We start from the raw sequence: 21,914 nt of genomic DNA, 5'->3' as shown, positions 1-21,914 counted from the left end.
AGCGATGATCGGCCAGTCCCCGCTCCGCACTTTCATCGCCCATGCCGTGCTTATCCTCGGCATATTGATCGTGGCTTTCCCGATCTACTACACGTTCGTTGCCTCGACGCACACGCTGCAAACCATCCTCAGGCCGCCGCTGCCGCTCTTGCCCGGCGGCCAGCTCTGGAACAACTACAGCGAGGCGCTGTTCGGCGGCATTGGCCGCATCGGCGGTGTCAGCGTCGGCCAACTGCTCCTCAACACCACGATCATGGCGCTCGGCGTTGCGGTGGGAAAGATCTGCATCTCGATCCTGTCGGCCTATGCGATCGTGTTCTTCCGCTTTCCCCTGCGCATGACCTTCTTCTGGCTGATCTTCATCACCTTGATGCTTCCGGTGGAAGTGCGCATCCTGCCGACCTACAAGGTGATGGTCGATCTCGGCATGATCGACACTTATGCCGGCCTGATCATCCCGCTGATCGCCTCGGCCACCGCGACGCTGCTGTTCCGCCAGTTCTTCATGACCATACCGGGCGAATTGGTCGAGGCGGCGCGCGTCGACGGCGCCGGGCCATGGCGCTTCTTCTTCGATATCCTGTTGCCATTGTCGCGCACCAATATTGCGGCGCTGTTCGTGATCCTCTTCATCTATGGCTGGACGCAGTATCTTTGGCCGCTGCTGGTCACCAACAGCAACGACATGAACACCATCGTCATCGCGTTGAGAAAGATGGTTTCCTTTGCCGATGCCGATACCGAATGGCACCTGGTCATGGTCACCGCGATGCTGGCCATCGTGCCGCCGATCCTGGTGGTGGTGCTGATGCAACGCTGGTTCGTGCGCGGCCTGGTCGAATCCGAAAAGTGAGAAGCTGATGGCGACCGTCGATCTGAAGGACGTGAAGAAGGTCTATCCGAGCGGCGTCGAAGCCGTGAAGGGCGTCTCCATCGCCATTCCCGACAAGGAGCTTTGCGTGCTGGTCGGCCCATCCGGCTGCGGCAAGTCCACGCTGCTGAGGATGATCGCCGGTTTGGAGACCATTTCCGCCGGCACAGTCGCCATCGACGGCAAGGTGGTCAACGCCATCGGCCCGACCGAGCGCGACATCGCCATGGTGTTCCAGAACTACGCGCTTTACCCGCATATGAAAGTCTATGACAACATGGCCTATGGCCTGCGCAATCGCGGCACGCCGAAGGACGAGATCGACAGCAGGGTGCGTTCGACCGCCAAGGTGCTGGAGCTTTCGGCGCTGCTCGACCGGCGGCCGCGCGAACTTTCCGGCGGCCAGCGCCAGCGTGTCGCCATGGGCCGCGCCATCGTGCGCAATCCGAAAGTCTTCCTGTTCGACGAGCCGCTCAGCAATCTCGATGCCAAATTGCGCGGGCAGATGCGGGTCGAGATCAAGAACCTGCAGCGCACGCTCGGCGTCACCTCGGTCTATGTTACTCACGACCAGCTCGAGGCGATGACGCTGGCCGACATCCTTGTTGTCATGAACGCCGGGCTGGTCGAGCAAACGGGCGCGCCGCTCGACATCTACGAAAAGCCGGCGTCGATCTTCGTCGCTTCCTTCATCGGCGCGCCGCCGATGAATCTTCTGGCGCTGACCGGAAGTTCCTCAGGCCCGATGCTGGCTGACGGAACCGCAATCGGCTTTGCGGCTCCCGGAACACAAGCCGTGACGCTGGGGTTTCGCCCTGAAGATGCCGACGTCACCTTCAATGCGGAGGCGCTGCCCGGTGCGCTCGTCCTGCCGGCGACAGTCGAAGCCGTCGAGCCGGTCGGGGCCGAAAGCTTTCTTCACTGCGCCGCAGCCGGCAGCCGTATCATCGTGCGCGTCTCAGGGCGCGCCACCGCAAAGCCCGGCGACCAGTTGCGTGTCGTGGCCATTGCCGAAAAGCTGCACTGGTTCGATCAGGCCGGCAAGCGGGTCGATTGAAGCCGGCCTGTCGGCCTGATCGGCGCGCTACCCGAGCGTTCAGGCAAACACATGCGCCTTGCCCGACACCGTCAGTCGGACGATCTCGCCAACCACCGGTGTGTCCATGCCTGGCTTGCGCAGGACCAGTGGCGTGTTGCCGATCGCGGCTGCGTCCGGCGGATCGGGACTGTTCAAGAGCCGCACCGCGATGGTGCACATCGAGCCGGCGAATTCGGATTCCGTCACCTCGCCGAACAGCATGTCCGGCGTGCCCGACATGCCTTCGCGCGATGTTCGTTTCAACAGCACCTGTTCCGGCCGCAGCATGATGCGGGCGAGATCGCGCCGCTCGGTGCTGTCGACGGCGATGCGGCCGAGCGGCGAGCTGGCGAAGCCGTCCGCGATCTTGGCCGGCAGGATGATGGCGTCGCCGAGGAATTCGGCGACCATCCGGTCCTTCGGCTTGAGATAAAGCTCGCGCGGCGTGCCGACCTGCGAGAATTTGCCTTCGCGCATCACCGCGACCTGGCTGGCAAAGGACAGCGCCTCGGCCTGGTCGTGCGTGACCAGGATCGTGGTGATGCCGGCGGCCTCCAGAAGCTCGGCCACAGCCTTGCGCATCGAGGCGCGCAGGCCGGTGTCGAGCGCCGAGAACGGTTCGTCGAGCAGCATCAGCCGCGGCTTCATGGCCATGGCGCGGGCCAGCGCCACACGCTGCTGCTGGCCGCCTGAGAGCTCGTGCGGCCGCCGTTTCAGGATCGCCTTGTCGAGCCCGACGATATAGGCGAGCTCGGCGATACGCTCGCTGCGCTTGTCCTGGTGATGCCGCATGCCGAAACCGATATTGGCGGCGATGCTCAGATGCGGGAACAGGGCGCCGTCCTGCGCCACCACGCCGATGCCGCGCCGATATGCCGGCACGGCAGCGCCGCCATTGGCCAGCACCTCGCCGTCGAGCACGATGCGACCCTGGTCCGGCGCTTCGAAGCCGGCGATCAACCGCAGCAAGGTCGTCTTGCCGCAGCCGGACGGCCCGACGATCGCCGTGCGGCTGCCGCTGGCCACGCTGAGGTCGACGCCGGCCAGTGCGGCCACCGGGCCGTAGTGCTTGTGCACATCGGTGAGTTCGAGGAAGCTCATCGTCCGGCCATCCGCTTCGACTGAATGTAGAGCAGCCAGGTCAGCGGCAGCGACATCGCCACCATGATGAGCGCGTAGGGTGCGGCGGACGCATAGTCGATCTCGCCGCTGTGGGCCCAGAAGGCCATCGCCAGCGTGCGGGTGCCGTTGGGCGCCAGCATCTGGGTGGCGGTCAATTCGTTCATGATGCCGAGCGCCACCAGCGCCATGCCCGCCGCGGCCCCCGGCGCCGACAGGCGGATCGTCGTCGACCACAGCGCCCTGAGCGGTGACCGGCCGAGACTGGCGGCGGCGCGCTCGAGCTCGACCGGCGCCTGCGCGATCGACGCTCGCAGGCTGATCAGGGCGCGCGGCAGAAACATCAGCGCATAGGCTACGAGGATCGTGAACAGGGTCTGATAGAGCGGCAGGGCGATGCGCACCGTGATGGTGACCAGCGCCAGCGCCACGACGACGCCGGGCAGCGAGCCGACGATGTAGTTGCAGCCCTCCAGAAGCCGCTGCAGCGGTCCGGGCGCGCGGATCGAGATCCACGCCATCGGCATGGCGGCAACCGTGGCGAGCAGGGCGCCGGCGAGCGCCAGGAACAGGGTCTGGCCGAGCGCCAGGCCGATCTCATCGAGGCGCCAGACATCGGCGCCGCCGGCCACAAGCCAGCGGCCGATGGTGACGAACGGCACGCCGAGCGCCAGCAGCGTGGTGACGACGGGCAGAGCCAAGCACGGGATGGTGGCGCGGCCGAGCCTTGTGCGTTGCTGCTGCCGCGCGGCGCCCGAGCCGACGCGGGCATAGCGCTCTTCGCCGCGCATCAGCACTTCGATCCCGAGCAGCACGAAACAGCATGTCACCAGCACCGCAGCCAGCATGTTGGCGGCGGGGCCGTTGAAGGTCGACTGGAACTGGTCGACGATCGCCGTGGTAAAGGTATCGAAGCGGATGAACACGTAGAGGCCGTATTCGGCCAGGAGATGCAGGCCGACCAGCAGTGAGCCGCCGCAGATGGCGAGCCTGAGCTGCGGCAGCACGACCCGCCGGAACACGCGCCATGGCCCGAGGCCGACGGCTGCCGCGGCATCTTCGAGAGCAGGATCGAGCCGGCGCAAGGCTGCCGCCACCGGCAGATAGAGGAACGGGAAATAGGCGACGACGGAAACCAGTACGCCGGCCCACAGCCCGTGCAGTCCCGGCACCAGGGCAATCCAGGCGTAGCTGTGGACGAAGGCGGGGATGGCGAGCGGCGCCACCGACAGCCAGGCCCACAGCCGGGCACCGGGAAGGCTGCTGCGTTCGGTCAGCCAGGCCAGCGCCACCGAGAGCAGGATGCAGATCGGCACCGCCAGCACCACCAAAAGCAGGGTGTTGACCAGCAGCTCGCCGACACGTGGCCGGAAGACCAGTGCCGATACGGTGTCCCAGCCAGTCTGCACGGCAATCCAGATGATGAAGGCGAGCGGCAGCAGCGAGAACAGTGAGACCAGGATGGCGGCGAGCGAAATCCAGGATATCGGCCGCCGGCGCCTCCAATGCACAGCCACCATGCCGGTCGGCAAGCCTGAACGTGCAAGGTCGGCCGCAGGCAGCATCAGCTCAGACGCCGAGCCGTTGCCGCCCGGTGGCGGAAACGATCGCAGAGCCGCAAACACGGCCAAAAATGCAGCTTGTCGTCATGGACGAATGCCACCTCGAAAAACAGAGCGCTCCTGCGGAAGCGAATTCCCGCAGGAGCGCAGTCGGCTGCCGTTTTAGGACGAACGCGAACTAAAGCAAGCCGGCTGCCGTCATCAGGTCGGTCACCTCTTTGGAGTTCAGCGTCGTCGCGTCGACCTTCGGCGCCTGCAGATCGGCCAGCGGCACCAGCGCCGGATTGGACTCCGCACCCTTGCCAACCGCGTATTCAAAGGAATTGCCGGTCTTCAGCACGTCCTGACCACCCTTGCCGGTCACCCATTTCAGGAAGGCCTGGGCTTCCTTCGGGTGCTTGCTGGAGGCCAGCACGCCCCCTCCGGAAACCGAGACGAAGGCGCCCGGGTCCTGGTTCTTGAAATAGTGCAGCCCGACATTGCTGCTGTTCTCGCCGGTCTTGGCCTGGTCGCCGTAGTAATAATAGTGATAGATCACGCCGCCATCGACCTCGCCGGCATTGACCGCCTTCATCACCGTGCTGTTGCCTTTGTAGGCGGTAAAATTCTCCTTCATCGCCTTCAGCCAGTCGGCCGTTGCGGTCTCACCCCTAAGCTGCAAAAGCGCGCTGACGATCGCCTGGAAATCGGCGCCGGACGGCGAAGCGGCCCAGCGTCCCTTCCAGCTCGGATCGGCGAGTTCAAGCAGCGACTTGGGCAACTGCTCGGCGGTCAGCCTGGTCTTGTTGTAAGCAAAGACGGTGCTGCGCGCGGCGATGCCCACCCACTTGCCGCTGGCCGGCTGGTACTCCTTGGGAATCTGCGCCAGCGTGTCGGCGTCGACTGGCGCGAACAGGCCGGCTGATTCTACCAGCACCATCGCGGGCGAGTTTTCCGTCAGGAACACGTCGGCCGGCGAGGCGGCGCCTTCGGCAACGATCTGGTTGGAAAAATCGCTGTCGCCGCCGTGGCGAACGGTGACCTCGATGCCGGTTTCCTTGGTGAAACCTTCCACCCAGGCATTGGTCAGGCTCTCATGCTGGGCATTGTAGACGACGATGCCGCTGTCCTGGGCCATAACCGGGCTGGCGACCAGGCTGATTGCAAGTGCTGTGGCTCCGGCAAGGACGGAAAGAGCATGTTTCATGGACGTCATCCCGCTCGATCGCGATGGTTTTGGCTTAGCATGGCTGCACTATCAATTCCTGATCTGTGTAGTCAACATTGGTGAGCTGCGTAATCGGCGCCGGAGGTGAAACCTTCGTGATATTCCTTACTTTGGCTTGGACATTATTTCGCCGGCCACGTAACAAAACAGCGCCGAGGCGCGAATTATCGGGGAGTGAACTCTTGTGACCGGCAAGGACGAGGCCGAGCTTTCCCGGCTGATGCGGGCCGCGATCGCGGGAGATGAAAGGGCTTACGCCGACTTTCTGCGCCGGACGGCTGCTCTGGTTCGCGGCTTCATCAGGCGCAAGATCGTTCAGGGCGGGGTCGATCCCGAGGATGTCGTGCAGGAAACCTTGCTGGCCATTCATGTGAAGCGGCATACCTGGCGCCAGGATTTGCCTGTGCTGCCCTGGGTCTACGCCATCGCGCGCTTCAAGCTGATAGATGCCTTTCGACGGCGCGGGCGGCGCATCGAGATCGAGATCGACGAGATCGCCGAGACCTTCGCCGAACCGGAGGCCGAAACGGTCAGCGGGCGTGACATCAACCGGGCGTTGGACGGCCTGCCGCCGGCGCAGCGTTCGGTGGTTTCGTCGGTGTCGGTCGAAGGCCGTTCCATTGGTGAAACGGCAGCGAAATTCGGTATCAGCGAGACGGCGGTGCGCGTGTCGCTGCATCGCGGTCTCGCCGCCATTGCCAAACGGTTCGGGGCCAAACAATTCAAGCGGGAATAACATGAGGACCGACGATCTCATCAAGGCGCTCGACGCCGATGTCCGCAGCACGGCGATGCCGCTTGGCTCGGCCTGGTGGATAGGCGCAGGTGCTGCTACGCTGATCGCGGCGGTGGTTTTCTGGCTGGCGATCGGCCCACGCACCGACATCGCCACCGCCATGTATACGACGCGTTTCGTTGCCAAGTTTGTGTTCACGATGGCTCTGGCGGTCAGCGCCTTCGCCTTGATCCGCGCCCTGTCGACACCCGGTGCAGCGACGGGCAGGGTGGCGGCCTGGATGATTGCCGCACCGCTGCTGGTGGCCGTAGCGGTGGGTTTGGAACTCCTTTCGGTGCCTGCGGCCGACTGGGGCAGGCGGCTGGTCGGCAGCAACATGGTTATTTGCCTGAGCTTCATTCCGCTGATCGGCATCGGTCCGCTTGCCGTCTTCCTGGCGGTGCTGCGCTATGGCGCGCCGACGCAGCCGGTGCTTGCCGGAGCCGTGGCGGGCCTGCTCGCCGGCGGGCTGGCGGCAACTTTCTATGCCGCACATTGCTTCGACGACTCGCCGCTCTTCGTTGCCACCTGGTATACGATCGCCATTGCCATCCTCGCCGCGCTCGGAGCGCTCGGCGGGCGGCTTTTCGTGCGCTGGTAGCGACTGCCCGCGATGGGAGAGCGTGAGGTTCTAGCGTCAAAACATTTCTGAACGATCTGGTTCGACCCGTTACGGAAGTTCGTTCGCCCGTGCGGAATTCACGCCCTTGACCCGTTGCGGACTTTGCTTGCCGCCGGAATGAACGTCCGGTTGACCCGCAAAGCACGTCGCTCTCCGGGTTGGAACCGACGGCTCGCGGCAAAGGAGGAACACGATGGCGGTCGTGGAACCGTCATGGGCACCGAGGCGCGATAATGTCCGTGACGTGTAGTGCTCCAGCGACGGTGCTGGCGATCTTCCGATGGTTGTGCGCACACTGCCGGGCGGCTTTCGGCACGGGCTTTGGAATCTCGCCTCCGACGTATTTTGCCGGTTTCATCTGCCGAAAACGGACCCGTCGCCTCCTACAATTGCAGCGAAGCGACCCGGACCGATTGGGCAGCGCCGCAGCCAACTCGACGCCCCAAGCTCCATGAGGTTATCGTTTCCGACTGCACCAAACTCGGGCCGGCTGACACAACCCCTCGACGGAGTAGCAGGAATCTATCACTACTCAGTCAGCCTGCCACTGCGGTGCCCAAGCGCCTGCCTGGCCGCATACATGGTCGGCGAGCGTTTGCCGGGAAGGTTAGCCTCCAGAACAAGCTGTTCGACAAAGCCCTGGTTCGTCTCGAACTCAACGCATTGGTCAAGTTTGTCGACAATCCAAACCACGTATCCAAGATCTTCTTTCAATTTATAGTCAGAATCATCTTTTGGAATTTCCCGCTCTGGAAATTTTGGGACTAGCATTATCTTAGGCTTTGGAAGGTCATATGTATGACCTTCATATGCGTATCCAACGATTAGTCCGCAGGAAAGCTCCTTCGCTGGCTTGCTCCCCAGAAGGTACGTATCAGTACTTGCTGTAACAACGGCTGTTCCAAAGTCCTTTATATCTAATTTGATGGTAAAACTAACTCTGATTGGAATGGGAAAGGGAATGAGGCCATCATTGAGAATTATGGCGCGGCGATCCTTGTTCAACTTGGCTGTCTTAAGTATAGCCTTCGCTTTCTTGATGTCTTCCGCGTCAGCGTGAAAACCATCTTCTGTCTCAACATAAATGTTGGTGCCGGAGATCTCGCTGGCCTGTCCAGGAATAGAAATGCCGATTTCTGCCTCGATACCATAGAGCCTGACCTGTGTTGCATTGTATGCCCCCTCGGGAAAGGTCAGTGTCGGACGGTGATAGTCGTCGCTCATGATGCTCCTCCTCGCTTTGATAATTCAGTTCATGAAATTTCCCGCCACCTGAAGTTTTCCTCGAACTTAGCGCCCAGCGCCGGCGCGATGCGACCGCCAGCTTCGGTTACGGCAATCGCGGCATTTTCAAATGTCAGATCGTCGGCTTCGAGGCTGGACCAGGTCCGGGCGAGGGTCAGCGCCACATCGTCACGCGCCCGGGTAAGCGCGCTCTTGAACAGGAACGGCCTGGCACGGAAGGCCAGCGCCGTGAAATCCGAGATGCGGTGCATGGCGGCCTCGTCGATATCCCTGATGTCGATATCGAGAAGCCGCTCGTCGGCTAGTCCATCACCCACGAGATTCGCGTGGTAGGTGTCTACGATCGTATCGAATACCGCCCCCGTGAAAGGCCGAGACCTGTCATGGATTTCGTCGGAGACTTCAGACATGCGGCGCGAATTGCTGGCGAGGCGAATCTGCCGGTCGCCGATCAGTTCGGCAATGCGGTTGAGCTCGTTCAGGACGAGGAGGTTGCCGTTGCAGTGGCGCAGCAGCCGGTCGAGACCGCTGTCGAAATGGAGGAAGGACAGAAGCGACGTTATGTCGGCGCTCGCCTCATGGAACGACGCGAAGTCGCCGGTCTTCAAGCCATTTACCGGCACCCCAAAAAGGGAAAACAGAATCGCATGGCCAACCTCATGCGCAATCGTATCGAAGTTGAGGGCATAGGGATAATTTCGACCGTCGGGCGCCCTGTCCACGCCGAGTTCCAGATAACCGTAGCCAGACTGGGCGTTGTTCCAGTCGACCCACGGAATGATCTCCAGCCGCTCATAGGTTTCGGCGAAGTACCAGGTAATCGGCCGCCCAAGGTAGCTTTCCCAGATGTCCAGGACCCGGCTGACTGCCCCGAAGGCGTGTGCCGCCAGGAACTGTCGTGAATTCAATGAAATCTGGTCGAAGTGACCGTCGTAGGCGGCTTCCGCCGACGGGAAGACCTCGCCAACGAAGGGCGGCAGATAGGGATACTCGTAAGGTTCCTTGTCGAGGAGCGGATCGCGGACATAGATGCGATGGTCCTCCGGACCGGGGCGTAACCGGCCCGGCGGGGTCGATATCCAGACGGTCTCGGGTATGCCGTAATCGGCAAGGTGAGGCACCTGCGGAAATAGCAGGAAGCGCGTACCGACGGAGCGACTCTGGTCGTTGGATCGATCGAGCGTTCCTAGTAGCTCAGCCCCTCTCATTTTAGTACATTAGCAAAATGTCACTTATTGTAAATTGAGATTGAGAATTCTCGCCCTGATGCTTTCAAATCTCTAACCCGGCTTCGTCGACATCCTTAAAGAAAGCCGCCGTCAATTGGAAATCTGGCAGGGGTGCGGGCTCCTTGAACAAACCGTGATCCAATAGCCGGAGTGCATCACGTGCATCCTGCTTCTTTTGCTGAACGAAAGCTGCGGCGAGGATCTCCTGATATTTCTCGACAACGAGATCACCTTCGCATGACAAGGCGTCACCGACCATGCGGGCGAGCGTGCGCTCGCGAAAATTGAGAGCTTGCGCGGCGCGCTCCAGGCTGGTTCTGTATTCAGCCGAAATGAAGCCTCGACGGCAGGCCCTGCGAACCGTCATGCGAAGATCGATCAGCGCGTGGGTTATGGGCGCGGAGTTTACCTCCCATAGTCCGTGCAGCACGGCCACTGCATCGTCAGGCGCAAACGCAAAACGACGATACCACCGGTAGATGAGCCCCACTCCCTGCATGTATGGAAAGAGTTCCGCAGCGCGAAGAGCCCCCATGCTCGCCGCACCTATTACCGGAACACCTTTCGCTATTGCCCAAAGGATTTCCTTGTGCCTGACCGCCGGCTCCGACTGAAAGCCGCCGTCGATGATGACTATCGCACTCGGATCAAAATGTTGCACAGCCGCAATGATCGAACCCTGCACAGCCGGCGGAAGGCAGATCGCCTCCACCACTTCCAGCACTTCGCCCTGTGACAGCGTGGGACCGGCAAAGACCAGCTTTGGACGCATTTGCCTAGCCATGCAACAGCGGCGCTAAGGCCGGTATGACGATCCTGACGACCGACAACTCGCAGAGCGGTTTCGTGTCGAGCTGAATCATGTACACGGTATCGATTCCTGCGCCCTCTATCTGTGCGAGAAGAGCGGACATCCTATTTCCCCCTCTGGTGTAATTCTGCCCGGCAATCGCATGGAAATGTACGTCGCGAGGGCCGTCGGACAGGAGGCGTCGGTGCGCCGCAATTTTTTGCCAATCGGGATATGTTGGATAGGACGCGCGCGTCAGGTCATCACGGGCGCCGGAGATCGCCGTCAGTCGCGACTGCGCCGCCTCGTAGATTGCGTGAACGATCGCGGACGCGGCGTCGAAACCTGCAGCCGAGCCCTCTGCCGGATGGTGAAGAATTGCAGTTTCCGGCGGCCGATCCTCCATGAGATGGCACCAGATCACCGGCAGTCCCAGCGGTGAGGGGGCGTGCCAAAGCCCCACCAGCAGGCCTTTGGCTTCCAGGCTTTCGAGAAGGCTCGCAACTGTCGGATCGTCGATCGTTCTTGGGTCAATTCGACGGCGCTGGAAAAAGCCATGGATTCGCTCCGCCCGCGTGAGTGCGTCGCGCTCGATGCATTCCATTATCCCATGCAGGATAGAGTCCGTTTCCTCGAAGGAGGCCGCCAGGCCGGACGTCGATGAAGCGAAGATTTCCTCGTGGGGCCGCGGCGGGAACACGTAGGCAGTGTGTACAAGCTCGAATGGGACCCAATCCTGCAGACCACCCTTGAGGATATTCTCGGCATGAATCCAAGCTATCTCCCTGCTGCGCCAGCCCGGGTCGACACCAGGCTGGAGATGGGCTTCGAATCTTTCAGGAGGAATATTCAGGGAGTCTGCGGATGCCTCGATGGGGTCGTAGTGCGCCAAGCGCTCGGCAAAGTAGGACTCTGCGGCCTCGAGAATAGCCGATACCGCAGCTTCGGTTCTGGTCGGCCCCTTGCCTTGCGAAACGGAATTCAAAAGGGAGAAAGGCCTGACCGCCTGAACCACGGGTATATTGAGCACGTCGAGACCTGTGATGTCTGCAATCCGTGTGATGCCCAAAAGCTCGCGCATCGTCATTAGCCGCATGAGTACTTCGCGCGGCGGAGGACCCGAGCGCTCGTATCGTTCCAGCATGGAGGCTTCCTGATCTCGCAGCCGCGCGGGCTAGTGGCGTAGGCTCGGTTCTAGATTGACGAACAACGCCGCGCCTTGCTCGATGCCTGATTTCGCCAGGTCGACGCGACTGCGGTACTGCCGGGATAGTTCCTCTGATACGCCCCATGTCCTGAGCATCTCGTATGCATTGAGCAGGATCGGCACAGCGTTTTGCTCATCGGCGGTAGCTAGGCTTTTGGAGAGCGCGGCAACAACATCCATGCCTGAGGAACCTCTAAGTAGAAGGAGATGGGCCTTTCGCCGATAGAGTTCGGCGAGCCAAGAAAGACTGCCACCTGCTTCGGCTTCCGCAGCCGCGGAAGAAACAAGCGCAAGGGCCTCGTCAGTCTCGCCTGTCCGGGCCAGAAGCTCCGCCAGCATGCCGTAGTAGACAGGATAGTCTTCCGGCGTTTGGAGTTCGCCGTGGATCGCGAGACCCTCCTTGATCTGGTCCCTGCCTTGCTCTACCCGAGCAGCATTTCCTTCGCACCAGCCTTCGAGAATTTGCGCCAGGGCGACAAGGGAGGGCAGATGGTGGCGCTTCGTCAATTCGCGGATATCGGCGATGACGCCTCGCAGCGCCGAGAAATCGCGGCGATAGCAATCAAGCATCGCTTCGTTGATGTAGACATGGGCGATACTACCAACATGCGCTGTTTGCATTGCCCAGCGCCTAGCTTCAGCCAACGACCGAACTGCGCTTGCGGCCCTGCCGGTAAACCATTGAGAGAGGCCCCTATGCGACAGGCCGCAGACCCTGGCGTCGTGGCCGCCGAACAGAGTGGTATTCCCTGCCCTTTGGCCCGTCCCATAGAGCGCAAGTCCTTCGTCGACCGCCGCGATGCAGTCCTTGTGATGCCCAAGATTGAATTCGATTGCCCAAACGCAGTGTCTGGCCTGAAACTGCACTTCGGGGTCGTCGACATCCCTCAGGTCGGTGAGGACGGTCCGTGCGCGTTCCCCGTCGATGGTGGGGCCGGTGAACCACCAACCCCAGTAGATCGGAAACCACTTCGCACGCTCGGCGAGTGGCCGCCGCCTGGCGATCTCTACCCCGTCCTCGTAAAGTTTGCGGGCCGGCAGCGAGTTTGGACCTTCCGTGGCTGTAAGTATCGGCCCGAGCGGCATCATCGCGGCGAGGCGCAAAACATCCTGCTTGTCCGGCCTTCTCACTCGCTGGCAAAGGGTCATGGCATGGTCGAGAATCTGTCTCGCCTCGGCCATTGCAGAGCGGACGTAACTTTCCCGGCCGGCTGCGATAAACTGATCGATCGCTTCCTCGATGAGGCCAGCGCGTTCAGCATGTTCTGCCAGTTCAGCCGTACCCAGCCACGGGGCTAGATTTCGGTCGCGGCCGACAGCGGAGAAAAGCGACTGATGGAGCGCCTGCCGTCTCCTCCGCAGCAATGCATTGTAGATTGTCTCCCGGATCAGGGCATGACGAAATCCATAGTCGGGCTCGCCCGAAGGCCTGACCCGGATCAGGAATCCCGCCTCGATGAGGGTGTCCAGTGCATTCCCGATTGTCTCGTCACCGTATTCCGGCAACAGCTTCTGGAGCAATTCCAGATTGAAACGATTGCCGGCGACAGCGGCCGCTCGTGCCACATCCTTTGCTGGGCCCAAGGCTTCCAGCCTGGCTTGAAGGATGCCTTCAAACACCGATATTTGGCTTGATGATCCGGCTGGCGCAAGGCGATCCGTTATGGAGGCTGCATTCTCGGCGATCCATTGGCAGATTTCCTCGATGAAAAGAGGCACGCCCCCGGTTACCTCCTCCACCATGCTAATGAGTTCCGAATGCGCGGCTGACCCGATTTCCGGCCGCATGGCCATGATTGCCTGTCGCGTTTCCTCGCGATCGAGCGGCTTTAGAGTAATATGCGGCAAGTCCCGGAACCCTGAATAAGTCTCAGATCCAGGTCGCGCAGTCATTATGAGAAGCACGGGCACCCGATGAATGAAGAGTACAAGTTCCGCCAGCAATTGCCTCGACGTGAGGTCGATCCAATGTATGTCTTCGACCACCAGGATGAGTGGTCCGCGTTCGCAAATGGCTTCAATGCTTCTGCGAACTGCCCAGGCGGCTTTCTCCCGAATGACCTTGAGATCAGCCTCCTTCAGAGCGGGATTCGATCCTTCAGCCCCAAGTAGAAACGAGAAAATGTCGACCACTTCGTCATCGTGAACGCTCTGATTTGCGAAGACCTCCGCTACGTCTGAAGTCTCCAGCCGACCCTCTTTGCCCGCCAGGTCACTCCGAACATTTTGCAGCAGAGGATAAAGGGCCGAGTGGGAGCCGCCGGGCTGACATTGAAAAAGCAGCAATTTTGCCTGCTGAAAGCGTGTCCTCTTGCGGACTTCATAAAGCAGTCGAGACTTGCCGATACCGGCCTCACCCTGAACTAGAATGACGCCGCCCTTGCCGGCGACCGCATCATGCCAACATGCGGCGATGGTGGCCAGTTCGTCCCCACGGCCTATAAACGTATTGTTCAAGCGCCCGAAGGCGAAGAAGCGGCCAACGTCCCGCTTGTGGCTGATGGCACACCAAGTCCGCTCCGGCTCCGCGAAACCCTTAATTACGTGAATGCCACGAAAGCTGAAAACGTGAGACCGCCGCGCCAGATTTCGGGTCTCATCGGACACCAATATTGCATCCGGCTGAGCCATAGCCTGGAGCCGCGTAGCCATGGCCAAAGCAGGGCCCGTGACGCTGGCATGCGCCGGGTCACCGCCGTCCCCGTGAACGAGGGTCATGGATGTAGCAATCCCGACCCGAACATGTAGGTCCGTATGGTCTTTCTCCAGCCCGACCCGCTTGCACGCTTCAATGATTTCGAGTCCTGCCCGGATCGCTTGCGAAGCCGCGTCCTTCGCCTCCATCCCTGCTGGAAAAAGTGCGACACCGCCGTCGCCGGCCTCGCTCACGACAACGCCCGAGTACGATGAGATTGCCTGTCTTGCCGCACGCCGAAAGGCCGACATCAGTTCTTCATAGTCCTCGATATCCAGAACTGCGAGCAGGTCGGTTGATCCGACCAGATCATAACAGAGAGCTGTCATGACGCGCCGCTCGCTGCGAACGTCGGACACACTATTGTCGTCCTTGCTCAGAACGCCCTTGGCAAAGGCCACGATTGGAGGCTCTACTCGACGCTTTTCCGACATGCTACAGTGCCTTGGCTGGCGGAGTGGGAGCGATACTATCAAATGCGCTAATATTCACCAGAGCGCTCGGACGACCCTCATCTCATCATAAGCGATAGTTCCGACGATGTGCGTCACGCTCCCTGCCTCCTAATCTCATGAGATTGCCGAAAGGAGGATGAATCTCTCGCAGTTCGGCCAGCTCAGCCACGTGCTGCCTGTCCGAATCCTAAATTGCCGAGCAGCGCGCGATTCTAGCCGATAGTTAGCGGCTTGACGCGAGCGCTATTCGCTATCTCGGAAGTGGACGACACATTGGTGATTTTGAACCGATTTGCAGGAAGCGAGGCTGTTCGAAGTGGCGCTCGGCGACGAAAAAGTAGACTCGACTGTCCACTAAGGAGGCGGACCGAGACCGTCGGCCGGTAGCTGACCAATGACTGCTCGTGGCGCTAACTGTTCGTTCCGATCGGCGAGACGGACGGTAGAGAACCACCCATCTCGGCCATTGGCGGCATCCGCTGATTGAGTCTTGACCCTAAAGCGCAATGCGTTTGGATTGAACCGGGCTTTATCTCTTTGTTTTAGCCCGCATTTGTGCGCAGCCAAGTGGGTTCCGAGGCTGCAGAATGCTCGACGTGAAACGCCCTGCCGGGCTGGTTTGAGCCAAATCTATCAGGCTTCGGCGGTCGGCGAGCAAACGGGCAAGGATCGGCCTGATGCGGTCTTAGTTAGTTAGTTAGATCCGCGGCCACGAAGCTGTCGACGGAACAGCCGCATGGTCTTCACTCAGCGCGGCCGCGCGCGACGTCCGTCGCCTCGTATCGCCGGTCAGCGCGTCGGAACCGGATGCTCGCCGCGATAGTCGTAGAAGCCGCGTCCGGTCTTGCGGCCGAGCCAGCCGGCCTCGACATATTTCACCAGCAGCGGGCAGGGCCGGTATTTCGAATCCGACAGGCCGTCATGCAGCACCTGCATGATCGACAGGCAGGTGTCGAGGCCGATGAAATCGGCAAGCTGCAGCGGTCCCATCGGATGGTTGGCGCCGAGCCGCATGGCGGTGTCGATCGCGTCGACCGAGCCGACCCCTTCATAGAGCGTGTAGATCGCCTCGTTGATCATCGGCAGCAGGATGCGGTTGACGATGAAGGCTGGAAAATCCTCCGAGACGGTGATCGTCTTCTCGAGATGGTTCACATAGGCCTTTGCCGCTTCGAAGGTCTGGTCCTCGGTGGCAATGCCGCGCACCAGTTCGACCAGCTTCATGACTGGAACCGGATTCATGAAATGGATGCCGATGAAACGCTCCGGCCTGTCGGTCTGCGCGGCGAGACGCGTGATCGAGATCGATGAGGTGTTCGTCGCCAGGATGGCTTCCGGATTGAGCTGCGGGCAGAGCTGGGCGTAGATCTTGCGCTTGACCGTCTCGTCCTCGGTCGCTGCCTCGATCACCAGATCGGCACCGGCAAGGTCGGCCATGGTCGGTGCTGACGAAATGCGCGCCATCGCCTCGTTGCGCAGCTTTTCCTCGAGTTTGCCGGAGCCGACCTGGCGGGCCATGTTGCCGCTGATCGTGGCGATGCCCTTTTCGATGCGCTCGGGCGAGATGTCGTAAACCAGCACCTTGTAGCCCGCCAGCGCGGACACATGGGCGATGCCGCCGCCCATCTGGCCCGCCCCGATGATGCCGATCGTCTCGATCTTGTTCATTACACCGATCCCGTCAAATGGCCTTTGCGGCCTGCTTTTTGTGCGGTGCAAACTAAAAGGGCGGGGCGACTTCGTCTACCCCGCCCTTCACAATTTAATACGCTTTGGCAGAAGGCGTCAAAGCGCCTTTTGCAGTTCCGGCAGAATGACGAAAAGGTCGCCGACGAGGCCGTAGTCGGCGACCTGGAAGATCGGCGCCTCCTCGTCCTTGTTGATGGCGACGATGACCTTCGAATCCTTCATGCCGGCAAGATGCTGGATGGCGCCGGAGATGCCGACGGCGATGTAGAGATCGGGTGCGACCACCTTGCCGGTCTGGCCGACCTGCCAGTCGTTCGGCGCATAGCCGGCATCGACTGCGGCACGAGAGGCGCCGACGGCGGCGCCGAGCTTGTCGGCGATCGGCAGGATGACTTCCTGGAACTTCTCCGAGGAGCCCAGCGCGCGGCCGCCCGAGATGATGATCCTGGCCGAAGTCAGCTCCGGACGATCGGTCTCGGAAAGCCTGTTCTCGACGAAGCTCGACAGGCCGGGATTGACTGCTGCCTGAACCGTCTCGACCGGGGCTGAACCGCCCTCGGGTGCAGCCTGGAAGGAGGCGGTGCGCACGGTGATCACCTTCTTGGCGTCGCTCGACTGCACCGTCTGGATGGCGTTGCCGGCATAGATCGGCCGCTTGAAGGTGTCGGGCGAGACAATCTCGATGATCTCCGACACCTGCGCGACATCGAGCAGGGCTGCCACGCGCGGCGCGACATTCTTGCCCGAGGAGGTCGCTGGCGCGACGATCGTGTCATAGGCATCGGCGATGCCGACGACGAGCGCCGCCAGCGGTTCGGCGAGACGCTCGGTGAGCTCGTCGGCTTCGGCAAGCAGCACCTTGCTCACGCCCTTGAGCTTGGCGGCGGCGTCCGCTGCCGGCTTGGCGCCGTTGCCGGCGACCAGCACATGCACGTCGGAGCCGATCTGCAGTGCCGCCGAAAGCGCCTTGGCGGTCTGGTCGGAAAGCGTCGCATTGTCGTGTTCGGCAATCAGAAGAATTGTCATCTTTTTGTCCCTTCCCAGCCCTACAGGACGCCGGCTTCGTTCTTGAGCTTGTCGACCAGTTCGGCGACGCTCTTGACCTTGACGCCCGCCTTGCGGCCGCCCGGCTCCTCGGTCTTGATCACCTTCAGCCGCGGCTTGACGTCGGCGCCGTAATCGGCGGGAGATTTCTCGTCGAGCGGCTTCTTCTTGGCCTTCATGATGTTGGGCAGCGAGGCATAGCGCGGCTGGTTGAGGCGAAGATCCGCGGTGACAATCGCCGGCATCTTCAGCTCCACCGTCTGCAGGCCGCCATCGACCTCGCGCGTCACTTTGGCCTTGTCGCCATCGATAACGACCTTGGAGGCAAAAGTGCCTTGCGCCCAGCCCAGAAGTGCGGCCAGCATCTGGCCGGTCTGGTTCGAATCGTCGTCGATCGCCTGCTTGCCGAGAATGACGAGACCGGGCTTTTCCGCCTCGACCACGCCCTTCAGCACCTTGGCGACACCCAGCGGCTCCGTCTGCTCGTCGGTCTTGACCAGGATGGCGCGGTCGGCGCCCATGGCGAGCGCGGTGCGCAAGGTCTCCTGCGCCTGCTGCGGCCCGATCGAGACAACGATGATCTCCTCCGCCTTGCCGGCCTCCTTCAGCCGGATCGCCTCTTCGACCGCGATCTCGTCGAACGGGTTCATCGCCATCTTGACGCTGGCGAGTTCCACCGCCGAACCGTCAGCCTTCACACGAACCTTCACATTCGCATCCACAACCCGCTTCACGGGCACAAGGATCTTCATTTGCCTGTCACCTCTTTCACGATAGCCACCTCTTTCAAGATTGTCGGGCGCGCTATAGCAGTGTGCGCCTCTTCAGAGTTGTCGAAAGCCGACATTCCGGACGGAATTCTGGTCTCCGACCGTCTAAAGCGCGTCGCATTTGGCCGACCTCACGCGACGCGCTTCAGGTTGTGTGTTCCATGCATGCCGTTATCGCAAAACCGCTGCACAGTTTTGCGCGACATGCATTGGTGTGGGAACGCTTCCGTAGTTGCGGCGACCCCGCACGTCAATATCCGGGGCGCGCCCAAATCATCCGCGCCGCACTCAAATCGGTTCAGTCCGGAAAATCGGGTCAGTCCGGACTGGAGGCGCTTGCCCGTCCCCAGCGCGGCGCCGGCTGCGCCGGCAGCGGCTCGCCTGGCGCCGGCTCTGCGGCAACAGGCATTTGGCCGGCGACCACCACTGCCTCTTCGTCCGCACCGGCAAGCAGCGGTACGGCGCGATTGCGCAAGACGAGCACCAGCACGGCCCCGGCGATGATGCCGCCGACATGGCAGGCCCAGGAAATCTGATCCTCGCCACCGGCGGCGAACATCACGATCTGGAACAGGATCCACAGGATGAGCGGGATGAAGGCCGGGATGCGCAGCGGAATGCGGGCGAAGGCCAGCACCCATACCTTCACCCTGGGATAGAGGATCAGATAGGCGGCGACCACGCCGGCAATGGCGCCTGAGGCGCCGATCAGCGGAACTTGCGAGTCCCACGCGATCAGGCCCTGGAAGAAGGCGCCGGCGATGGCGCACAGCAGGTAGAAGGCGAGAAAGCGGATATGACCGAGCGCGTCCTCGACATTGTCGCCGAACACCCACAGGAACAGCATGTTGCCGCCGAGATGGAAAATATCGGCATGCAGGAAGGAATAGGTGACGTAGCTCAGGCTCTCCGGGATCACGACAAACTGCGGAGCCAGTTCGACGCTGTCGTGGACGACCGACGGGATGAAGCCGAGCCCCAGCACAGCCGCGTTGGTGAACTGCTCGCCGCCAAGCGCGGTGGCGAAGTAGATGAGCGTGTTGAACGCGATCAGGCCGATCGTGACATATTGCTGCTTGATGTGGCGCAGCCGGTTGGTGTCATAAAGCGGGATGAACATCGGACCCCTCCGCCTCGGCAGATTCAGCGGTTCTTGCCGGGAATCCATAGCACGTCGGCGTTTCCATTGTCATTGACCGCGCGTGCGGCGACGAACAGAAAGTCCGATACGCGGTTGATGTATCTTATCGCCTCGCGGTTGAGATGCTCGCCTGGGTTTTGCGTCAAAGCCACCATGATGCGCTCGGCCCGCCGCGCCACGGTGCGGGCAAGGTGAAGGGCCGCCGCCGCCGGCGTGCCGCCGTTGAGCACGAAGGATTTGAGCGGCTGCAGATCCTTGTTGAGCAGGTCGATATCCTTTTCGACACGGTCGGTCTGCACAGCGGTGATGCGCAGCGGCTCATAGCCGAGCGGCTTGCCGTCATCCGGCACCGCCAGATCGGCGCCGAGGTCGAAAAGGTCGTTCTGGATGCGGCCGAGCATAGCGTCGATCGCCGGATATGTTGCCGCGGTGTGGATGCGGGCCATGCCGATGCAGGCATTGGCTTCGTCGATCGTGCCATAGGCGTCGATGCGCAGATCGGATTTCAGCCGCCGCTCACCGGTGCCGAGGCCGGTGGTGCCGTCGTCGCCGGTACGCGTGTAGATCTTGTTGAGCTTGACCACGCTCTGCCTCCCGAAATCGCCATCCGCGTCACTTGCGGGTGAAATACACCGCCAGCATGATCAGCACCAATGCCACGAACTGCAGCAGCACGCGCGTCTGCATCAGCTTGTTGGAGGTCATGCCGGAGCCGCCGCGCATCATGTTGATGAGGCCGCGGATCAGCACGATCACCACGGCGACCATGACGAGAACAGCGAGGATGTTGAAGACGGTTGCCATAGTGTGTTTTCCAGTCGATTGCGTTCAGGCGCGTTTGGCAAGCAGGCGGTAGAGCATTGGTGCCGGCAGGATGCGTTTGAGGACAACGCCGATCCTGGCCGGCACCGTTACCACATAATGCGGACGCGGGCGCCGCGACAGAAGCGCATGGCGCAAGGCCGCATGAACCACCTCCGGCCCGGGCTTCAGCCGTGACGTGCTGCCGCCGGCCTGCAGCCGTTGCAGCTGCGCCTCGTAAGCGAGGCGGTGCACGGAATTCTCACGGTCGATATTCCTGAGAAACCACACAAGGCCGTTGCTGGCGATCTTCGATGTCACCGGCCCCGGCTCGATCAGCGAGACATGGATGCCGCTGCCCTGGAGTTCCTGATGCATGCACAGCATCAGCCCTTCGATCGCGTGCTTCGACGCCGAATAGGCGCCGCGAAAGGGCAGCGGCGCCAGGCCGAGGATCGAGGAGCAGTGGACAAGGCGGCCATGGCCCTGGCGCCGCATCACCGGCACGACACGGCGGGTGAGGTCATGCCAGCCGAAGACATTCGCCTCGAATTGCTCCCTGAGCGCTGCGACCGGCAGGTCCTCGACGGCGCCGGGCTGGGCGTAGGCGCCGTTGTTGAACAGGGCATCGAGCCGTCCGCCGGTCCGCTCCAGCACCGACGCCACCAGCGTCTCGATGGATTCCGGTTCGCAATAATCCAGATAGAAAGCCTCGATGCCGTCGGCCTCGAGGGCGGCGATGTCCTCCGGCTTGCGTGCCGTCGCGAACACCCGCCAGCCTTCCGCCTTCAGCGCCCGGGTGCAATAGGCGCCTATCCCGGAAGAAGCTCCGGTGACGATGATGGTGCGCAACTCTTCTCCAGGAGGAAGCGTGCTTTGACCTAGGCTTGCCATTTGCCGCAATCCCTTCCCATATTCGCGGCGTCGAGACAATCGAAGGGAACGCGGTTCTTGTTGCGGAAGATCGTAGCCCTCAAGCGCGTGCTCTATGACGCGTTCGGCCATTTCGATGCAGACGATGGCTGGGCGATGGCCAGTCATCTGGCGATCACGGCGCTGATGGCGCTGTTCCCTTTTCTGATTTTCGCCACGACGCTGGCCAGCTTCCTCGGCGCACAGGCTTTTGCCGACACCGCCGTGCATATCGTCTTCGACACCTGGCCCGAGCAGATCGCCGAGCCGATCGCGCGCGAGGTGCTCAACGTGCTCACCGTGCAGCGCACCGACCTGTTGACCTATGGTGTGCTGCTTGCCGCCTTCTTCGCCTCGAACGGCATCGAGGCGCTGCGCACCTCGCTCAACCGCGCCTACCGCGTTTCCGAAACGCGCGGCATCATATACCGCCGGGTACAGAGCATCGCCTTCGTGCTGATCGCCACGGCAGGTTTTCTGGCGATCAGCGTGCTTCTGGTGTTTGCGCCGTTGCTGGCGCGGCTGGCCGAGGCCAATTTCGAATGGGTAAAACCCTATATGGGAACGATCACGCTGTGGCGTTACATCATCGCCTCGGTCGTCATCGTCGGCGGGCTGTTCGCGGTGCATTACTGGCTGCCTGCGGGCAAGCGCCGCTTCGTCTCGATCATACCGGGCATCATCTTCACGCTGATTGCCTGG

The 21,914-nt window shown here is 61.6% G+C and carries 20 protein-coding genes; 5 read left to right on the top strand and 15 right to left on the bottom strand.

Annotation, left to right across the window (positions count from 1 at the left end):
• The first annotated feature begins 4 nt into the window (after window positions 1–4).
• Entirely contained in the window at window positions 5–853 is an 849-nt protein-coding gene (gene ugpE / locus AC0L2A_RS22335; RefSeq protein WP_023797226.1) for a sn-glycerol-3-phosphate ABC transporter permease UgpE, read from the top strand.
• Window positions 854–860: 7 nt separating this feature from the next.
• Entirely contained in the window at window positions 861–1,928 is a 1,068-nt protein-coding gene (locus AC0L2A_RS22330; RefSeq protein WP_473610694.1) for a sn-glycerol-3-phosphate import ATP-binding protein UgpC, read from the top strand.
• 39 nt (window positions 1,929–1,967) lie between these two features.
• On the opposite strand, the gene AC0L2A_RS22325 is transcribed toward AC0L2A_RS22330, so the two are convergent.
• From AC0L2A_RS22325 to AC0L2A_RS22315, 3 genes are all read right to left on the bottom strand, one after another.
• On the bottom strand, window positions 1,968–3,050 hold the full coding sequence (locus tag AC0L2A_RS22325) for an ABC transporter ATP-binding protein (protein ID WP_473610693.1): 1,083 nt from the start codon (window positions 3,048–3,050) through the stop codon (window positions 1,968–1,970).
• Window positions 3,047–4,633: an ABC transporter permease gene (locus AC0L2A_RS22320; protein WP_473610692.1), complete on the bottom strand. Its 1,587-nt coding sequence runs from the start codon at window positions 4,631–4,633 to the stop codon at window positions 3,047–3,049. Before AC0L2A_RS22320 ends, AC0L2A_RS22325 begins: the two co-directional genes overlap by 4 nt.
• Before the next feature lie 175 nt (window positions 4,634–4,808).
• On the bottom strand, window positions 4,809–5,816 hold the full coding sequence (locus tag AC0L2A_RS22315; protein WP_473610690.1) for an iron ABC transporter substrate-binding protein: 1,008 nt from the start codon (window positions 5,814–5,816) through the stop codon (window positions 4,809–4,811).
• 205 nt (window positions 5,817–6,021) lie between these two features.
• Between AC0L2A_RS22315 and AC0L2A_RS22310 the strand changes: the two genes are divergently transcribed.
• Both AC0L2A_RS22310 and AC0L2A_RS22305 read left to right on the top strand, forming a co-directional pair.
• The gene (locus AC0L2A_RS22310) at window positions 6,022–6,573 is read left to right on the top strand and encodes a sigma-70 family RNA polymerase sigma factor (protein WP_091593047.1); all 552 of its coding nucleotides are present in this window, start codon (window positions 6,022–6,024) and stop codon (window positions 6,571–6,573) included.
• 1 nt (window position 6,574) lies between these two features.
• Window positions 6,575–7,213 carry an NrsF family protein gene (locus tag AC0L2A_RS22305; RefSeq protein WP_473610689.1) on the top strand — a complete coding sequence of 213 codons (639 nt, stop codon included), beginning with the start codon at window positions 6,575–6,577 and terminating at the stop codon, window positions 7,211–7,213.
• 549 nt (window positions 7,214–7,762) lie between these two features.
• Here the strand turns inward: AC0L2A_RS22305 and AC0L2A_RS22300 are convergent.
• From AC0L2A_RS22300 to AC0L2A_RS22245, 12 genes are all read right to left on the bottom strand, one after another.
• Complete coding sequence (locus AC0L2A_RS22300; protein WP_473610687.1) at window positions 7,763–8,458, bottom strand: hypothetical protein; 696 nt, start codon at window positions 8,456–8,458, stop codon at window positions 7,763–7,765.
• A gap of 29 nt (window positions 8,459–8,487) precedes the next feature.
• Window positions 8,488–9,687 carry a gluzincin family metallopeptidase gene (locus AC0L2A_RS22295; RefSeq protein WP_473610686.1) on the bottom strand — a complete coding sequence of 400 codons (1,200 nt, stop codon included), beginning with the start codon at window positions 9,685–9,687 and terminating at the stop codon, window positions 8,488–8,490.
• A gap of 64 nt (window positions 9,688–9,751) precedes the next feature.
• A complete protein-coding gene (locus AC0L2A_RS22290; RefSeq protein ID WP_473610684.1) occupies window positions 9,752–10,480 on the bottom strand; it encodes a TfuA-like protein in 729 nt (242 codons plus the stop codon).
• A 4-nt stretch (window positions 10,481–10,484) separates the two neighbouring features.
• The gene (locus tag AC0L2A_RS22285; protein ID WP_473610683.1) at window positions 10,485–11,642 is read right to left on the bottom strand and encodes a YcaO-like family protein; all 1,158 of its coding nucleotides are present in this window, start codon (window positions 11,640–11,642) and stop codon (window positions 10,485–10,487) included.
• 30 nt (window positions 11,643–11,672) lie between these two features.
• Window positions 11,673–14,834 (bottom strand): ATP-binding protein, encoded by a 3,162-nt coding sequence (locus tag AC0L2A_RS22280; RefSeq protein ID WP_473610682.1) that lies wholly within the window; start codon window positions 14,832–14,834, stop codon window positions 11,673–11,675.
• 810 nt (window positions 14,835–15,644) lie between these two features.
• Window positions 15,645–16,523: a 3-hydroxybutyryl-CoA dehydrogenase gene (locus AC0L2A_RS22275; protein ID WP_023797239.1), complete on the bottom strand. Its 879-nt coding sequence runs from the start codon at window positions 16,521–16,523 to the stop codon at window positions 15,645–15,647.
• Window positions 16,524–16,640: 117 nt separating this feature from the next.
• Window positions 16,641–17,570 carry an electron transfer flavoprotein subunit alpha/FixB family protein gene (locus AC0L2A_RS22270; protein WP_473610680.1) on the bottom strand — a complete coding sequence of 310 codons (930 nt, stop codon included), beginning with the start codon at window positions 17,568–17,570 and terminating at the stop codon, window positions 16,641–16,643.
• A gap of 20 nt (window positions 17,571–17,590) precedes the next feature.
• Window positions 17,591–18,340 (bottom strand): electron transfer flavoprotein subunit beta/FixA family protein, encoded by a 750-nt coding sequence (locus AC0L2A_RS22265; RefSeq protein ID WP_473610679.1) that lies wholly within the window; start codon window positions 18,338–18,340, stop codon window positions 17,591–17,593.
• 334 nt (window positions 18,341–18,674) lie between these two features.
• Window positions 18,675–19,478, bottom strand: coding sequence for a rhomboid family intramembrane serine protease (locus tag AC0L2A_RS22260; protein WP_473610678.1), 804 nt, complete (start codon window positions 19,476–19,478; stop codon window positions 18,675–18,677).
• A gap of 23 nt (window positions 19,479–19,501) precedes the next feature.
• The gene (locus AC0L2A_RS22255) at window positions 19,502–20,083 is read right to left on the bottom strand and encodes a cob(I)yrinic acid a,c-diamide adenosyltransferase (RefSeq protein ID WP_091600130.1); all 582 of its coding nucleotides are present in this window, start codon (window positions 20,081–20,083) and stop codon (window positions 19,502–19,504) included.
• 28 nt (window positions 20,084–20,111) lie between these two features.
• Window positions 20,112–20,303, bottom strand: a complete 192-nt coding sequence (locus tag AC0L2A_RS22250) for a twin transmembrane helix small protein (protein ID WP_023797244.1) — start codon at window positions 20,301–20,303, stop codon at window positions 20,112–20,114.
• A 24-nt stretch (window positions 20,304–20,327) separates the two neighbouring features.
• Window positions 20,328–21,194, bottom strand: coding sequence for an SDR family oxidoreductase (locus tag AC0L2A_RS22245; protein ID WP_473610676.1), 867 nt, complete (start codon window positions 21,192–21,194; stop codon window positions 20,328–20,330).
• A gap of 57 nt (window positions 21,195–21,251) precedes the next feature.
• Between AC0L2A_RS22245 and AC0L2A_RS22240 the strand changes: the two genes are divergently transcribed.
• Window positions 21,252–21,914, top strand: a 663-nt coding sequence (locus tag AC0L2A_RS22240; protein WP_473610675.1) for a YihY/virulence factor BrkB family protein, incomplete at its 3' end; no start/stop codon positions are given.

This window comes from Mesorhizobium sp. WSM4844 (assembly GCF_055811775.1).
Note: the sequence above shows the minus strand (reverse complement) of the source record. Positions and strands in the feature narration are given on the sequence as shown.

Bases quoted from the DNA above. Each gene is read 5' to 3' on its own strand.
- ugpE (WP_023797226.1), top strand. From the start codon at position 5: ATGATCGGCCAGTCCCCGCTCCGCACTTTCATCGCCCATGCCGTGCTT.
- AC0L2A_RS22330 (WP_473610694.1), top strand. From the start codon at position 861: ATGGCGACCGTCGATCTGAAGGACGTGAAGAAGGTCTATCCGAGCGGC.
- AC0L2A_RS22325 (WP_473610693.1), bottom strand. From the start codon at position 3,050: ATGAGCTTCCTCGAACTCACCGATGTGCACAAGCACTACGGCCCGGTG.
- AC0L2A_RS22320 (WP_473610692.1), bottom strand. From the start codon at position 4,633: ATGCTGCCTGCGGCCGACCTTGCACGTTCAGGCTTGCCGACCGGCATG.
- AC0L2A_RS22315 (WP_473610690.1), bottom strand. From the start codon at position 5,816: ATGAAACATGCTCTTTCCGTCCTTGCCGGAGCCACAGCACTTGCAATC.
- AC0L2A_RS22305 (WP_473610689.1), top strand. From the start codon at position 6,575: ATGAGGACCGACGATCTCATCAAGGCGCTCGACGCCGATGTCCGCAGC.
- AC0L2A_RS22300 (WP_473610687.1), bottom strand. From the start codon at position 8,458: ATGAGCGACGACTATCACCGTCCGACACTGACCTTTCCCGAGGGGGCA.
- AC0L2A_RS22295 (WP_473610686.1), bottom strand. From the start codon at position 9,687: ATGAGAGGGGCTGAGCTACTAGGAACGCTCGATCGATCCAACGACCAG.
- AC0L2A_RS22290 (WP_473610684.1), bottom strand. From the start codon at position 10,480: ATGCGTCCAAAGCTGGTCTTTGCCGGTCCCACGCTGTCACAGGGCGAA.
- AC0L2A_RS22285 (WP_473610683.1), bottom strand. From the start codon at position 11,642: ATGCTGGAACGATACGAGCGCTCGGGTCCTCCGCCGCGCGAAGTACTC.
- AC0L2A_RS22280 (WP_473610682.1), bottom strand. From the start codon at position 14,834: ATGTCGGAAAAGCGTCGAGTAGAGCCTCCAATCGTGGCCTTTGCCAAG.
- AC0L2A_RS22275 (WP_023797239.1), bottom strand. From the start codon at position 16,523: ATGAACAAGATCGAGACGATCGGCATCATCGGGGCGGGCCAGATGGGC.
- AC0L2A_RS22270 (WP_473610680.1), bottom strand. From the start codon at position 17,570: ATGACAATTCTTCTGATTGCCGAACACGACAATGCGACGCTTTCCGAC.
- AC0L2A_RS22265 (WP_473610679.1), bottom strand. From the start codon at position 18,340: ATGAAGATCCTTGTGCCCGTGAAGCGGGTTGTGGATGCGAATGTGAAG.
- AC0L2A_RS22260 (WP_473610678.1), bottom strand. From the start codon at position 19,478: ATGTTCATCCCGCTTTATGACACCAACCGGCTGCGCCACATCAAGCAG.
- AC0L2A_RS22250 (WP_023797244.1), bottom strand. From the start codon at position 20,303: ATGGCAACCGTCTTCAACATCCTCGCTGTTCTCGTCATGGTCGCCGTG.
- AC0L2A_RS22245 (WP_473610676.1), bottom strand. From the start codon at position 21,194: ATGGCAAGCCTAGGTCAAAGCACGCTTCCTCCTGGAGAAGAGTTGCGC.